The 14,017-nt window shown below is 61.8% G+C and carries 16 protein-coding genes; 5 read left to right on the top strand and 11 right to left on the bottom strand.

Features of this window, described 5'->3' with window-relative positions; all coding sequences use genetic code 11:
• Window positions 1-191 precede the first annotated feature (191 nt).
• The 7 genes from A3722_RS09820 to A3722_RS09850 form a co-directional block, all read right to left on the bottom strand.
• Window positions 192-2,396: a 3-hydroxyacyl-CoA dehydrogenase NAD-binding domain-containing protein gene (locus tag A3722_RS09820; protein WP_067630087.1), complete on the bottom strand. Its 2,205-nt coding sequence runs from the start codon at window positions 2,394-2,396 to the stop codon at window positions 192-194.
• 21 nt (window positions 2,397-2,417) lie between these two features.
• The gene (locus tag A3722_RS09825) at window positions 2,418-3,632 is read right to left on the bottom strand and encodes an acetyl-CoA C-acetyltransferase (protein ID WP_067630090.1); all 1,215 of its coding nucleotides are present in this window, start codon (window positions 3,630-3,632) and stop codon (window positions 2,418-2,420) included.
• Between the two features lie 18 nt (window positions 3,633-3,650).
• Window positions 3,651-4,289, bottom strand: a complete 639-nt coding sequence (locus A3722_RS09830; protein ID WP_067630093.1) for a glutathione S-transferase family protein — start codon at window positions 4,287-4,289, stop codon at window positions 3,651-3,653.
• Window positions 4,290-4,427: 138 nt separating this feature from the next.
• A complete protein-coding gene (locus tag A3722_RS09835) occupies window positions 4,428-5,579 on the bottom strand; it encodes an acyl-CoA dehydrogenase family protein (RefSeq protein WP_067630096.1) in 1,152 nt (383 codons plus the stop codon).
• Between the two features lie 17 nt (window positions 5,580-5,596).
• Window positions 5,597-5,809: a hypothetical protein gene (locus tag A3722_RS09840; protein WP_067630099.1), complete on the bottom strand. Its 213-nt coding sequence runs from the start codon at window positions 5,807-5,809 to the stop codon at window positions 5,597-5,599.
• Between the two features lie 50 nt (window positions 5,810-5,859).
• Window positions 5,860-7,641 (bottom strand): acyl-CoA dehydrogenase C-terminal domain-containing protein, encoded by a 1,782-nt coding sequence (locus A3722_RS09845; protein WP_067630102.1) that lies wholly within the window; start codon window positions 7,639-7,641, stop codon window positions 5,860-5,862.
• 69 nt (window positions 7,642-7,710) lie between these two features.
• A complete protein-coding gene (locus tag A3722_RS09850) occupies window positions 7,711-8,112 on the bottom strand; it encodes a MerR family transcriptional regulator (protein WP_067630105.1) in 402 nt (133 codons plus the stop codon).
• Window positions 8,113-8,293: 181 nt separating this feature from the next.
• Here A3722_RS09850 and A3722_RS09855 point away from each other — a divergent pair, with 181 nt between their 5' ends.
• Both A3722_RS09855 and A3722_RS09860 read left to right on the top strand, forming a co-directional pair.
• Entirely contained in the window at window positions 8,294-9,055 is a 762-nt protein-coding gene (locus tag A3722_RS09855) for a helix-turn-helix transcriptional regulator (RefSeq protein WP_067630106.1), read from the top strand.
• A 100-nt stretch (window positions 9,056-9,155) separates the two neighbouring features.
• Entirely contained in the window at window positions 9,156-9,380 is a 225-nt protein-coding gene (locus tag A3722_RS09860; protein WP_067630108.1) for a hypothetical protein, read from the top strand.
• A gap of 9 nt (window positions 9,381-9,389) precedes the next feature.
• Here A3722_RS09860 and A3722_RS09865 read toward each other — a convergent pair whose 3' ends face one another.
• On the bottom strand, window positions 9,390-9,770 hold the full coding sequence (locus tag A3722_RS09865; protein ID WP_067630178.1) for a MerR family transcriptional regulator: 381 nt from the start codon (window positions 9,768-9,770) through the stop codon (window positions 9,390-9,392).
• A gap of 118 nt (window positions 9,771-9,888) precedes the next feature.
• Between A3722_RS09865 and A3722_RS09870 the strand changes: the two genes are divergently transcribed.
• From A3722_RS09870 to A3722_RS09880, 3 genes are read left to right on the top strand one after another with little or no spacing between them, the layout of a single operon-like run.
• Window positions 9,889-10,311 carry a PaaI family thioesterase gene (locus tag A3722_RS09870; protein ID WP_067630110.1) on the top strand — a complete coding sequence of 141 codons (423 nt, stop codon included), beginning with the start codon at window positions 9,889-9,891 and terminating at the stop codon, window positions 10,309-10,311.
• Window positions 10,308-10,820: a PaaI family thioesterase gene (locus A3722_RS09875; protein ID WP_067630112.1), complete on the top strand. Its 513-nt coding sequence runs from the start codon at window positions 10,308-10,310 to the stop codon at window positions 10,818-10,820. Before A3722_RS09870 ends, A3722_RS09875 begins: the two co-directional genes overlap by 4 nt.
• Window positions 10,821-10,857: 37 nt before the next feature.
• Window positions 10,858-12,195 carry an MATE family efflux transporter gene (locus tag A3722_RS09880; protein ID WP_201722003.1) on the top strand — a complete coding sequence of 446 codons (1,338 nt, stop codon included), beginning with the start codon at window positions 10,858-10,860 and terminating at the stop codon, window positions 12,193-12,195.
• Here the strand turns inward: A3722_RS09880 and arsC are convergent.
• The 3 genes from arsC to A3722_RS09895 are packed head-to-tail and all read right to left on the bottom strand — an operon-like array spanning window position 12,192 to window position 13,920.
• On the bottom strand, window positions 12,192-12,533 hold the full coding sequence (arsC, locus tag A3722_RS09885; protein ID WP_067630134.1) for an arsenate reductase (glutaredoxin): 342 nt from the start codon (window positions 12,531-12,533) through the stop codon (window positions 12,192-12,194). The two genes, A3722_RS09880 and arsC, sit on opposite strands and share 4 nt — an antisense overlap.
• The gene (locus A3722_RS09890; protein WP_067630139.1) at window positions 12,530-13,570 is read right to left on the bottom strand and encodes a quinone-dependent dihydroorotate dehydrogenase; all 1,041 of its coding nucleotides are present in this window, start codon (window positions 13,568-13,570) and stop codon (window positions 12,530-12,532) included. Before A3722_RS09890 ends, arsC begins: the two co-directional genes overlap by 4 nt.
• Complete coding sequence (locus A3722_RS09895) at window positions 13,570-13,920, bottom strand: DUF952 domain-containing protein (RefSeq protein WP_067630142.1); 351 nt, start codon at window positions 13,918-13,920, stop codon at window positions 13,570-13,572. The genes A3722_RS09890 and A3722_RS09895 overlap by 1 nt, the downstream gene beginning before the upstream one ends.
• Window positions 13,921-14,017: the final 97 nt, after the last annotated feature.

Raw genomic sequence — 14,017 nt, forward strand, 5'->3', positions numbered from 1 at the left:
AAGCCGCAGGCGCCGGGCCATCGCCTGCCCGCCCCCCGGGTAGGCGATTTGGCGAGGCTGGGCGGTACTTTGCGGGCACACATCACTGCTGCGCCATAAAGTGGCACGAGGCCACCTTGGATCGCCGACCCGCGGGCAGGCGATGGCCCTCATACCTCTACGAAAAAGGGGCGCCGAAGCGCCCCGATCTCTTATGCTGCCTTGCTGGCGTCCGGGTTGAACCGCCCGTAGAAGCTTTGGTTCTTCTGGGCCATCTCGCGCAGCAACTCGGGGCAAGTAAACCGCTCACCGAACTTCTCGGTCAACTGATCACAACGCTCCGCCGCATAGGGCGCGCCGATCATATCAAGCCAGCTCAGCGGCCCACCGGACCAAGGCGCAAAGCCCCAGCCAAGGATCGCACCGACGTCACCCTCGCGGATGTCCATCAACACGCCTTCTTCCAGCGCGCGCACGGCTTCCAGCGTCTGCGAGAACAGCAAACGGTGCTGCACTTCGATCAGATCGGGCTGTTCCTCGGCCACGGGGTATTTGTCGCCCATGCCCTGCCACAGACCGATCCGCTTGCCCTTGGCGTCATAGCTGTAGAAACCGGCGTTCGCTTTGCGGCCCAGACGGCCCTCTTTCTCCATCCAGAACACCAGCGGGTCGATATCGTCGTTGGGATAGTCTGCCCCCATCGCCGCCTTGGTGGCACGGGCAATCTTGGCGCCCAGATCGATCGAGGTCTCATCCATTAACTGCAATGGCCCAAGCGGCATGCCGACGAGCTTGGCCGCATTCTCGATCAGCGCAGGCTCAACACCCTCCTGCACCATGCGCACACCTTCGTTGATGTAGGGAATGATGCAGCGGTTGGCGTAGAAAAAGCGCGCGTCGTTGACCACGATTGGGGTCTTGCGGATCTGGCGCACATAGTCGAGCGCCTTGGCCACGGCCCGGTCGCCGGTCTCAGCGCCCTTGATGATTTCCACCAGCAACATCTTCTCGACCGGAGAGAAGAAGTGGATGCCGATGAACTGCTCCTGACGGCTCGACGCCTTCGCCAGATCGGTGATCGGCAGGGTCGAGGTGTTGGAGGCAAAGATGCAATCCTCGGAGATCACGGCTTCGACCTTCTGGGTCATCTCGGCCTTGACCTTGGGGTCTTCAAACACCGCTTCGATGATCAGGTCGCAGCCCTTGAGCGCATCCAGATCGGTGGTCGCGGTGATCAAGTCGAGCGCTTTGGCCTTCTTCTCTTCGGTCGATTTCTTCCGGGCGATGCCCTTGTCGAAATAGCTCGCGGAATAGGCCTTGCCCTTGTCGGCGGCTTCTTGGGTTTGGTCGATCAGCACGACCTCGATGCCCGCCTGAACCGACACCAGCGTAATGCCCGCGCCCATCATGCCCGCACCCAGCACGCCCAGTTTCTTCACGCGCTGGTCCGGCACGCCTTCGGGGCGCACGGCACCTTTCTCAAGCGCTTCTTTGTTAAGGAAGAGCGAGCGGATCATATTGCCTGAGGAGGGGTTCATCAGCACATTGGTGAACCAACGCGCTTCGATTTTCAGAGCCGTGTCGAAAGGCACCAGCGCGCCTTCGTAGACCGCCGACAAAAGCGCCTTGGCCGCCGGGTAAACGCCCTGTGTCTTGCCGTTGACCATCGCACTGGCCCCGACAAAGGTCATGAAACCCGCCGGATGATAAGGCGCGCCGCCGGGCATTTTATAACCCTTGGCATCCCACGGCTTCACCATATCGGCGTCCTTGGCATTCAGCACCCAGTCGCGCGCCGCGGCCACCGGGTCTTCGCTGACCTCATCAATAATGCCGGCCTTCTGGGCAGCAGCAGGGGCGACCATTTTGCCTTCCAAGAGGAAGGGCGAGGCCGCCATCGCGCCGAGCTTGCGCACCATCCGCGTGGTGCCACCGGCCCCGGGGAAGATGCCCACAAGGATTTCCGGCAGGCCAATCCGCGCCTTCGGGTTATCCGCCGCAAAGGTGCGGTGCGTGGCCAGCGGCAGTTCCAGCCCGATGCCCGCGGCGGTGCCGGGGATCACGCAGGCCACGGGCTTGCCGCCCTTGTTGGTCTTGGGGTCCATGCCCGCGCGCTCGATCTTGCGCAGCAGAGCGTGCATCTGCATCGTGCCCTCGAAAAGCCCCTTGGCCGGATCGTCGCCCGCGTCTTCCTTCATCTTGGCCAGCAGGTTCAGGTCCATCCCCCCGGCGAAAGACCCTTCCTTGCCCGAGGTGATGACGATGCCCTTCACGGCGTCATCGGCCAGCGCGTCGTCGATATGCTTCTCCAGATCGCGCAACCCGTCAAAGGACATCACGTTCATGCTTTTGTCCGGCACGTCCCATGTGATCGTGGCGATGCCGTCGGCGTCTTTAATCAATGTAAAATCGGTCATTCTCTTGCTCCCTTACGCGGCTTACACGCGCTCGATGATGGTGGCGGCACCCATGCCGGAGGCGATGCAGAGCGTGGCGAGCCCCACTTCCTTGTCAGCGCGCTCCATCTCATCGAGCAGAATGCCGATGATCATGGCACCGGTGGCGCCCAGAGGGTGGCCCATGGCGATGCCGCCGCCATTCACGTTCACTTTGCTGTCGTCCACATCAAAGGCCTGCATGAAGCGCAGGACCACGGCGGCAAAAGCCTCGTTGACCTCAAACAGATCGATGTCGCCGATGGTCATGCCGTTGTCCTTGAGGATCTTCTCGGTCACCGGCACGGGGCCGGTCAGCATGATGGTGGGATCGGTGCCGATCTTGGCGGTGGCGCGGATGCGGGCGCGGGGCTTCAGCCCGTGCTGCTCGCCGAACTCTTTGTTGCCGATCAAAACAGCCGCAGCACCGTCGACGATGCCCGACGAGTTGCCCGCGTGGTGGATGTGGTTGATCCGCTCCAGATGCGGGTATTTCATCAGCGCGACCTTGTCGAAGCCGGGCATCACTTCGCCCATCTGCTGGAACGCCGGGTTCAGGCCGCCAAGCGACTGCATGTCGGTCTGCGGGCGCATGTATTCGTCACGGTCAAGGATCGCGAGGCCGTTCTGATCACGTACGGTGATGACGGATTTGTCAAAGCGGCCCTCTTCCCAAGCCCGCGCCGCGCGCTGCTGGGACTGCATGGCCAACTGGTCGGCCTCGTCACGGGTGAAACCGAATTCGGTGGCAATGATATCGGCCGAAATACCCTGCGGCACGAAGTATTTCTCCATCGCCAGCGTCGGGTCCACGGCAATCGCGGCACCGTCAGCGCCCATCGCGACACGGCCCATCATCTCGACACCGCCAGCGATATAACCATTGCCCGCGCCGCCTTTGACTTGGTTGGCGGCAAGGTTCACGGCTTCCATGCCGGAGGCACAGAAACGGTTGATGGCCAAACCGGGGATACGCTCGTCCAAATCGGAAGCCAGCACCGCCGAGCGTGCCAGACAGCCGCCCTGTTCCATCACCTGCGTGACGTTGCCCCAGATCACGTCCTCAACGGCATGACCTTCAAGGTTGTTGCGCTCTTTCAGCGCGTTCAATGTCTGTGCCGACAGCCGCAGCGAGGTGACTTCATGCAGCGCGCCGTCCTTGCGGCCCTTGCCGCGTGGGGTGCGGATCGCGTCGTAGATGTAAACGTCTTGGGTCATGTTCATGTCCTCCGAGGGTCAGGCGCGGTCAGCAGGGCTGCCGGGCATCAGGTCGTATGGGGCCTTCCAGCCCGGTGTTTCGCTCAAACGCGTGAGCCACGCGTCGATATGGGGCCAGTCGCTGCGGTCAAAGCCAAAAGGCTCGGGGTAATAAAGATACCCGCAGCAGCTAAGGTCCGCGTTGGTCAATTCGTCGCCCACGATCCAATCGCGGCCGTCGAGATGGTCGTTCAGCACGCCGTACGCCGCCTTGAGCCGCCCTTGGCTAAAGGCAATAACCTCGGCGGGGCGTTTGTCTTCGGGCAGGAAATTCATCAAGAAACGAGTCATCCCAGCAACACCACTCAGCTTGTGGTTATCCCATAGCACCCAACGCATTATTTCACGCCGTTCCGTCGCGTCGCCGCCGCCGAATTTGCCCGCCTTTTCCGCGACGTAATCCTGAATCACGCCCGATTGCGTGAGCCGGAGATCGCCGTCGATCATCACCGGGGCCTCGCCCATGTTGTTGATCTGCGCGCGATAGTCGGGCTGCCGCGTCTGGCCGCCGAAAAAGTCGACCTTCACCGGCTCCCAGTCCAAGCCAGAGAGTTCCAAGGCAAGCGCGGCCTTATAGGCGTTGCCGGATTCGCCAAAGCAGTAAAGCTGGATGGTCATGTATCATTCCTCCTTAATCTGTCGTCGTTCGCGGCACGGTCGGACGGTATTTGGTAAAAGGATGAAGAGGGGGTCTTGCGCCCTTATTTTCATCCTTTCTTAAATACCTCTGCGCGGCGGCCGGGGCTGGGCGCGCGGTCAGAGATTGCGCGCGATCAGTTCCTTCATGATCTCGTTGGTGCCGCCGTAGATGCGCTGCACCCGCGCGTCGGCCCACATTTCGCCGACCGCATATTCCTGCATGAAGCCGTAGCCACCGTGCAGTTGCAAGCAGACATCGAGCACTTCCCCTTGGGTGTCAGTGAGCCAATATTTCTGCATTGCGGCCTTATCGACGCTGAGTTCCCCGCGCAGGTGTTCGGTGATGCATTCGTCGAGGAAAGCATGCGATACGGCAGTCTTGGTTTTCACTTCGGCCAGTTGAAACCGGGTGTTCTGGAACTGGGTCAGCGGGCCGCCGAAGGCTTCGCGTTCTTTGCAGTATTGAATCGTGCGCGCCACGGCGCCTTCCATGGCGCCGACCGCACCGCAGCCGATGATCAGGCGCTCTTGCGGGAGTTGTTGCATCATCTGGTAGAAGCCTTGGCCTTCGTCTTGGCCGAGGATGTTTTCTGGTGGAATTTCGACATTGTCGAAGAACAGTTCCGAGGTGTCGGCGGCGTGCAGGCCGATCTTGTCGAGGTTGCGGCCGCGCTGGAAACCCTGCGCTCCGTCGGTTTCGACGACAACGAGGGAGACGCCCTTGGACCCTTCCTTGGGGTCGGTTTTGGCGGCGACGATGATCAGATTGGCGTGCTGGCCATTGGTGATGAAGGTCTTTTGGCCCGAGAGCTTATAGGCGTTGCCGTCGCGAATTGCCTTGGTTTTGATCCGCTGCACGTCCGATCCGGTAGAGGGTTCGGTCATGGCCAGCGCGCCGACCAACTCGCCCGAGACCATCTTGGGCAGCCAGCGTTTCTTTTGATCTTCGGTGCCATAGGCGAGGATGTAATGCGCCACGATGCCGGAGTGGATGCCGTGGCCCCACGAGGCGAGGTTGGCGCGGGAGCCTTCGATCAGGATGGCGGCTTCGTGGCCGAAATCACCGCCGGCACCACCATATTCTTCGGGCACCGAGGGGCAGAGCAGGCCGAGTTCACCCGCCTGTGCCCAAGTCTCGCGGTCCATCTGGCCTTGCTTGCGCCATTTCTCGAACTTGGGCGCCCATTCGGCGTTGATGAACTGCGCCGTCATATCGGCGATCATCTGGTGTTCGTCGGTCATCCAGCTGGATGTTTTGCCTTGCGTCATCCGCCCCTCCCCAGGGTTCAGCGTTTGCGGCTTTCCAGTTCGGCGTTGAACAGGCGCAGCCGCGCGGTCAGGTTTTCTTCGTTCATGACCGAGTTGAAATTCTCGAACAGGAACGACAGCGCTTCCCCTTCATCAAGACCTGCATCCGTGCTGAACTTCTTGAGCCTGCGGTAGCCTTCTTCGGTCATGGCGACGGGGAAGCGGCGGGTCAGGCGGAAGCGTTTGGGCATGGTCTCTCCGGGTGTTGGGCAGGGTGGGGGACAGGCCCCCACCACCCGTTTTAGAAGTTTGCGGCCTCCAGCGCCATGACAGTATCCGCGCCCGATTGGATGCGGGTCAGGTGCAACGCCGTGGCGGGCAGCTGCCGTGCCATATAGTAGCGCCCTGTGGCCAGCTTCGTCTCATAGAACGTGGCGTCGCCGCTGCCGTTCTTCAATGCTTCTTTCGCCGCCAGACCCATCTTGGCCCACATCAGGCCAAGGCAGACATGGCCGAACATATGCATGAAGTCGTTGGATCCGGCTAGCGCGTGGTTGGGGTTCTTCATGCCGTTCTGCATGAAGTACATGCCCGCCGATTGAAGGTCTTTGCTGGCCGCCTTGAGTGGGTCGAGGAAGGCCGCGTCGAACTCGGCATCTTGGCCCGCGTTGTCCTTGATGAAGCCTTTGACCAGATCGAAGAACGCCATCACATGTTTGCCGCCGTCTTGGGCCAGTTTGCGGCCCACGAGGTCGAGCGCCTGGACGCCGTTGGCACCTTCGTAGATTTGGGCGATGCGGGCGTCGCGGGTGAACTGGGACATGCCCCATTCTTCGATATAGCCGTGGCCGCCGTAGACCTGCTGGGCCTTCACGGTCATATCGTAGCCTTGGTCGGTCAGGAAGCCTTTGATGACGGGGGTCAGCAGCGACACAAGGCCGTCGGCGTCTTTATCCTCGGCGCGGTGGGCGGCGTCGATCATGGTGGCACCCCAGAGGATGAAGGCACGGGCGGCTTCGACAAAGCTTTTTTGATCCATCAGCGAGCGGCGGATGTCGGGGTGGACGATCAGCGGATCGGCTGGCTTTTCAGGCGCCACGGCACCGGTCACGGCGCGGCCCTGCAGGCGGTCGTTGGCGTAGATCACAGCGTTCTGATAGGCGACTTCGGCCTGTGCCAGACCCTGCATGCCGACGCCGACGCGGGCTTCGTTCATCATGGTGAACATGGCGCGCATGCCCTTGTGTTCGGTGCCCAGCAGGTAGCCGGTCGCGCCGTCGTAGTTCATCACGCAGGTCGAATTGCCGTGGATGCCCATTTTCTCTTCGATGGAGCCGACGGAGACGCCGTTGCGCTCACCCAAGGAGCCGTCTTCGTTCACCATGAACTTGGGCACGATGAAGAGCGACACGCCTTTGATGCCTTCGGGGCCGCCTTCGATCTTGGCGAGCACCAGATGGATGATGTTGTCGGCCATGTCGTGTTCACCCGACGAGATGAAGATTTTCTGGCCGGAGATTTTGTAGCTGCCGTCATCCTGTGGCGCGGCTTTGGTGCGCATCAGGCCCAGATCGGTGCCGCAATGCGGCTCGGTCAGGTTCATGGTGCCGGTCCATTCGCAAGAGACCATCTTGGGCAGATAGGTGTCCTTCTGCGCGTCGGTACCATGGGCGAGGATCGCCGAGGCCGCGCCGTGGGTCAGGCCCTGATACATGGTGAAGGCTTGGTTCGCGGCGGAGAACATTTCGCCCACGGCGGTGCCGAGGACATAGGGCATGTTTTGCCCGCCGTATTCTTCGGGCATATCAAGACCGGTCCAGCCGCCTTCTTTCACCTTTTCAAAGGCTTCTTTGAACCCTTTGGGCGTATAGACGACGCCGTTCTCCAAGCGGCAGCCTTCTTGGTCACCCACGGCGTTCAGCGGGGCGAGGACTTCGGAGGTCAGCTTGCCTGCTTCTTCAAGAATGGCGGAGGTGAAATCAGGCTCCAGCTCATCATAGCCGGGGGTCTTGCTTTCGGTCACTTTCAGCACATCGTGCAGAACGAATTGCAGGTCTTTGGTGGGGGCTGTGTAACTGGGCATCTTTGCTCTCCGGGTCGTCTTTTTATGGATGTGGGTGCGGGCCTTGCCGCCGGGGTTATTCGGCTGCGTTTATTCAGCGGCGCGGCGGGGTTGGTTCATGGAGGAGATCATCTTTTCCCCCCATTTTAATTGGTCTTTAAGGTCTTCGATTGCTTCATTCAGCTCTTCGCGGCGCGACTCGAGGTCGGCCAGACGGGCGCGGGCTATTTCATAGGCTGCGGCGATTTGCGTCTGCTGCTGGTCGCCCATGTGATAGAGGTCGAGCAACTGACGGATTTCTTCGAGGCTGAAACCAAAGCGTTTGCCGCGCAGGATCAGCTTGAGCCGGGCACGGTCGCTTTTGGTAAAAAGGCGTTTTTGGCCCTCGCGCAACGGAAAGAGCAGCTCTTTCGCTTCGTAGAACCGCAGGGTCCGCGGGGTCACTTCAAAAGCGTCGCACATCTGGCGAATGGTCAGCGTGTCGGCGGTCATCTCTTCACTCTCCAATCGTCGTTTCGAGACTTCAGTTGGGGGCTGACCTTGCTGATACAACGGGAGTTGACGTTGACGTAAGCGATACGTTGCGTCACTTTATGCGCGGGGAATTCCTGTAGGTTGGGACAGGCGGGGCGCCCCCGCCCCCGATGGGCTTGGGCATCAAAGTGGGTAGGAGATGGCAAACCTCGATCAAAACGGGCCGAAAACGCTGGACGAACTGGTCCACTGCGCGCAGAACGCCACCTCCGCTGCGGGTATTTTGGCCTGTGGTCTAGGCTATTATCAAGGGCTTGGGATTGATCTGGTCAGCTATCACGGGGACAGCCCCGGCGCGCCTGCGATCCTCTATAAGTTCAACGGCAACGGCGCGGAGGGGCCGCAGTGGCATTCGCAATTTCTGGATGTAGAGAAGCTGCGCGAAAGCCCTGTCGAAGCGCTGGCCCGACAACAGGTGATGCCGCTGTACTGGTCGGATGTGGCGGGCGTGGCGCGACTAACCCCTGCGGAAGACCTCTATATGAAGGGGTTCATGCGGCGCTACCCGAATGACGGCATCTCCCTCAAAGTGCATGGCCCGGGCGGGGATTCCGCCGTTGTGGGGCTGGGGTTTGCCGCCAAACAGGCGCGTCTGTCGCCGGGGGCCTTGTACAAACTTCTCAGCGCGGCCCAAATCGCGCATCTGCGCTATTGCGCCTTGGCCGAAAGCCAATCGGCACGCGATTTCGGCCTTTCCCCGCGCGAAGTTGAGGTGCTGGAGTGGATCGCCACCGGCAAGAGCAACAGCGTGATTGCCGAAATACTAGGAATTTCGCCTCATACGGTCGATACGATCGTGCGGCGGATCTTCTCCAAGCTTGATGTGAACGACCGCACCACCGCCGCCATCCGGGGCTTGGGCGCGGGGCTGCTGCGCCGCCCGAAAGAAGGGCCGCCCTAGGCGGTATGCTGACCCCGCGTCATTGTCGCGTGACTGCGTGACATGACCCTGCGTCGGACCGGCTGTAGGTGCGGGTCCTTCACCCAAAGAGGTTCGAAGCATGTCACAAAAACAAGAACAGACAGGTAATGGGGCTGGCAACGGTTCTGATGCGCAGACGCGCGTACGCGTGGTTGCGGATTTGAAAGCCGCTTCCGAAACCATCGAGAACAGCGCATTCGATTTGGCGGGCGATGCGAGCCCAGATGTGGTTTCAGACCTCATCCGCATCACCGCGGATTTGCAGATGCTGATCGCGCAGTTGTCGCAGCCCGGCGGCCGCTGAGGCTGCGGGTCAGCCCTCGTTCGAAGCGATTGCCGCGGCGGTGTCGTCGCGCAGCTTTTGCAGTTCCGCCATGGCTTCGTCCAACTGGCGGCGCTGCTCGGCCAGTTCTTCTAGCTGACCATCTGCCATGGTGACCCACGTGCGCATCTGCGCCTCGGTCCCCTCTTTTTCATAGATCAACAGCCACTGCCGGATGTCTTCCAACGCAAAGCCGAACTTGCGGCCGCGCAGGATCAGCTTCATCCGGGCGCGTTCGCGCGGGCCATAGAACCGAGAGCGCCCCTCGCGGTGCGGTTGCAGCAATTCGATATACTCGTAATAGCGCAACGTCCGTGGCGTCACGTCAAATGCCGCGCACATCTCTTTGAATGTCAGGCGTTCATCGTCCAAAGCATCTACTCCCTTCAGGCAAACTATGGTCACGCGCGGGGATGCGCAACAGGTGGTCTTGCCCTTTCGCCATCCCCCCATGATAAAGGTCAAAACCAGACGCAAAGGGGTGGGCTGCATGTCAGACAAGTTGAAAATGGCGCGACAGTTCATTCAGGCGCTGCCCCATTCCATGGCGCTCGGGATGGAGCTACAGGAGTTGGGTGATGGCTCTGCCGTTATCACCATGCCCTATGATGAAAAGCTCATCGGTGACCCGAAAACAGGCGTGATCAGCGGCGGGGCGGTCTCGGCCCTGATGGACACTTGCTGTGGCGCGGCGGTGATGAGCCACCCCAGCAATCCCTCGGCCACCGCCACCATGGATCTGCGGATCGAATACCTGCGCGCAGCCACGCCGGGCCAAACGATCACCACCCGCGCGACCTGCTATCACGTCACCCGCTCGGTCGCCTTTGTGCGCGCGACGGCGACGGATGAGGACGCCGAGAATTTCGTGGCCACCGCCACAGGAACCTTCACTGTGGAGGGCCACAAATGACCAAACATCGCAAGCCAGAGCCGGCTCAGGTGATCAAGCAACGCCGCGACGGGGTGCTGCGCGCCATGGTCGAAGGTGTGCCCTATATCCGCTTTCTGGGCATCGAGTTTGAGCGTCGTGGGGATGAGCTGACAGGCATCATGCCCTTTTCCGAACAGTTGATCGGCAACCCGATCCTGCCTGCGCTGCATGGCGGGGCAACGGCGGCGTTTTTGGAGGTGACCGCGATCATCACCCTAAGCTGGGGGCTGATCTGGGAGGACATGGAAAGCGGCGCGCTTGATCTGGACAATCTGGATGCCGATCATTTGCCCCGGCTGCCCAAAACGATCGATTTCACCGTGGATTACCTGCGCTCCGGTCTGCCGCGCGATGCCTATGCACGGGCGCGGATCAACCGGTCGGGGCGGCGCTATGCCTCTGTTCATGTTGAGGCGTGGCAGGACAACCGCAGCCGCATTTTCGCTCAGGCCACGGGCCATTTCCTGATGCCGCAGCGGCGTGGCTGACCTTAAAGCCGAAGCCGAGCCGCTCAGCGAGGCAGAGGTGCGCGCGGTTAAGCGTGGCACGCTGGTGGCGCGCGATGTGGTGACCCATCGCCGCGTGCTTAAGATCGCCGTTCCCATTGTCATTTCCAACGCCACCGTCCCGATCCTTGGCGCGGTCGATACCGGCGTGGTCGGGCAGATGGGGGCCGCGGCACCCATCGGCGCGGTGGGGCTGGGGGCGATCATCCTGTCGGCGCTTTACTGGATTTTCGGCTTTCTGCGGATGGGCACCGTTGGCCTGACCGCGCAGGCGGCGGGCAATGGCGAAGAGGGCGAGGTCGCGGCGCTGCTGACACGCGGGCTGCTGATCGGCGCGGGCGCCGGACTGGCGCTGATGGCGCTGCAACTGCCGCTCTTTTGGGCGTCGTTTCAACTCGCCCCCGGATCACCGGAGGTGGAGGGGCTGGCGCGGCAATATATGGCGATCCGCATCTGGTCCGCGCCTGCTGCCATCTCGATCTATGCGATCACCGGCTGGCTCATCGCGCAGGAGCGCAGCCGTGCGGTGCTGGTGCTGCAGGTCTGGATGAACGGGCTGAACATTCTGCTGGACCTGTGGTTCGTGCTGGGCCTTGGCTGGGGTGTCGAGGGCGTGGCGATTGCCACCTTCCTCGCGGAATGGAGCGGGGCGGCCTTGGGGCTGTGGTTCTGCCGTGCCGCGTTTGCGCAACCTGCCTGGCGCGATTGGGTGCAGGTCTTTGACGGACCGCGCTGGACGCGCATGATGCGGGTGAATACCGACATCCTGATCCGCTCACTGCTGTTGCAGGCGATCTTCGTGTCCTTCCTCTTCATGGGGTCGGGCTTGGGCGATGTGACGCTGGCGGCCAATCAGGTGTTGCTGCAATTCCTGATGATCACCTCCTACGGGTTGGACGGTTTTGCCTTTGCCGCCGAGGCAATCATTGGCCGGGCCTATGGCGCGGGGCAGCGCGAGGTGTTGCGGCGCGGGGCGGTGCTGACCTCCGCCTGGGCGCTGCTGGTCAGCTTGGTGCTGGCGCTGGTCTTTGCCGTCTCGGGCGGGGGGATCATTGATCTGATGGCCAAGGCACCGCAGGTGCAAGACCTCGCGCGGGTCTATTTGCCCTATATGGTTGCGGCCCCGATCTTGGGCTGCGCGGCCTATATGTTGGATGGAATTTTTATCGGGGCCACCCGGTCGCGCGATATGCGCAATATGATGCTGGTCTCGTTTCTGTTCTATGTCGCCGTGGCGCTGCTGCTGGTGCCGAGTTTGGGCAATCACGGGCTGTGGATTTCGCTCTTGGTGTCCTTCGTGGTGCGGGGCATCACACTCGGACTGCGCTATCCGGCCTTAGAGCGCGCGGCGAGTTAGAGCAGCGCCTTCACCGCTTCTGGTGGGCGGCCAATCACGGCGCGGCTTTGGGTAAAGGCGATGGGGCGTTCGATCAGGATGGGATGAACGGCCATTGCGTCAATCAGTGCGTCTTCGGGGCTGTCACTGGTGAGGTTCAGCTCTTTAAAAACCTTCTCGCCGGTCCGCATCATCTCAATCGCCGTCAGGCCAAGCGCGTCGCGGGCGACAATGATTTCCTCCCGCGTCGGCGCGTCTTCGAGGTAGCGACGGAGGCTCACCGCGGCGCCAGCCTCTTCGATCAAGGCCAAGGTCTGGCGGGACTTTGAGCAGCGAGGATTGTGCCAAAGGGTAATCACAGCCAATCCTCGCGCTTGCTGCCCACCGCGTCGGCCACAGTGGCAAAACCATCGCGGGCCAAAAGTGTCTCCAACCCGCAGGTGATCTCGCGGACCAGCCCAAGGCCGCCGAACACCAGCGCCGTATAGAGTTGCAGCGCCGAAGCACCCGCGCAGATTTTGGCATAGGCGGTTTCGGCGTCCGACACCCCGCCAACGCCGATCAAGGGAATATCCGTAAGCCCCGCCAGACGCGCCAAAACGCGGGTCGACCGTTCAAACAGCGGCGCACCGGACAGGCCGCCCGCCTCAGCCGCATGGGCGCTGGCAAGACCCGTCCGCTCGAGCGTGGTATTGGTCGCGATAATGGCAGCAACGCCCGAATTTTGGGCAACCTCGGCCACATCCTCAATCTCGGCCTCGCTGAGATCGGGGGCGATTTTCAGGAAAACGGGCGTGGCGCCGCGCACGTCCATTACCCCTTCGAGCAGGGCGGAAAGCGCCACCTTGCCCTGAAGATCGCGCAGCTTCTCAGTGTTGGGGGACGAGACATTGACTGTCGCGAAATCGACGTGATTGCGTGCGGCGGTCATTACCCGGGCAAAGTCGGCAGCGCGGTCGGGGCTGGTCTTGTTCGCGCCGAGGTTCAGCCCCACCGGAACGCCAGAGCCGCGCTGTGACAGGCGGGCGCAGATCGCCTCCATCCCATCGTTGTTAAAGCCAAAGCGGTTGATCGCCGCGCGATCCTCGGTCAGGCGAAACAGGCGCGGGCGCGGATTGCCGGGTTGGGGCAAGGGCGTGGCGGCGCCCACTTCGATAAAGCCAAATCCAGCCCGGCTCAGCGGAGCCACAGCGGTCGCGTTCTTGTCAAATCCCGCCGCGAGCCCGACGGGGTTCGGCAGATCCAGCCCAGCAACCGTTGTGTGTAAGCGTGCAGAGGTCTGCGGCCCGGGGGCCGGGGCCAGGCCCGCCCGCAAAGCCCGGATCGCCAGCCCATGCGCCGCTTCGGGGTCAATCCGGTGCAGCGCGTTAAGGCCCATTTTTTCGATCACCGGCATCATGCGCTTGCTGCGCCCAGACCGGCGGGGAATTCGTGAGCGCCATCCACCAAGGGCAGGGGCTGTGCCCAGACCACGTCTTCGATCTTGAGCGGGCGGTAGAGATGCGGGAAAAGCGCGCCGCCCCGCGACGGCTCCCATTTCAGCGCATCGCCCAAGCTTTCGGCCTCAAGAGCGAGCAGGAACAGACCCTCTTCGCCTTTGAAATGCTTGGCGGCGGTTTCTTCGGCCTGTTCGGCGGTGGAGAAATGCACGTAGCCATCGGTGACATCAATCGGCGCCCCGTCTGAGACCCCGTTCTTGCGCAGCGCAGCCCATTCGTCTGCGCGGAATATCTTGAAAATCAGCATGGCTTGTGATGCCCGCCGGGCGGGGCGGGGTCAAGACCTGCGGGTGACCATAGGGCAGGCGATATGATCTTTGACACAGACCAAACCCCGCGCCACG

Source organism: Sulfitobacter sp. HI0027 (assembly GCF_001634775.1).
In the GTDB taxonomy this organism is placed as follows: Bacteria; Pseudomonadota; Alphaproteobacteria; order Rhodobacterales; family Rhodobacteraceae; genus Sulfitobacter.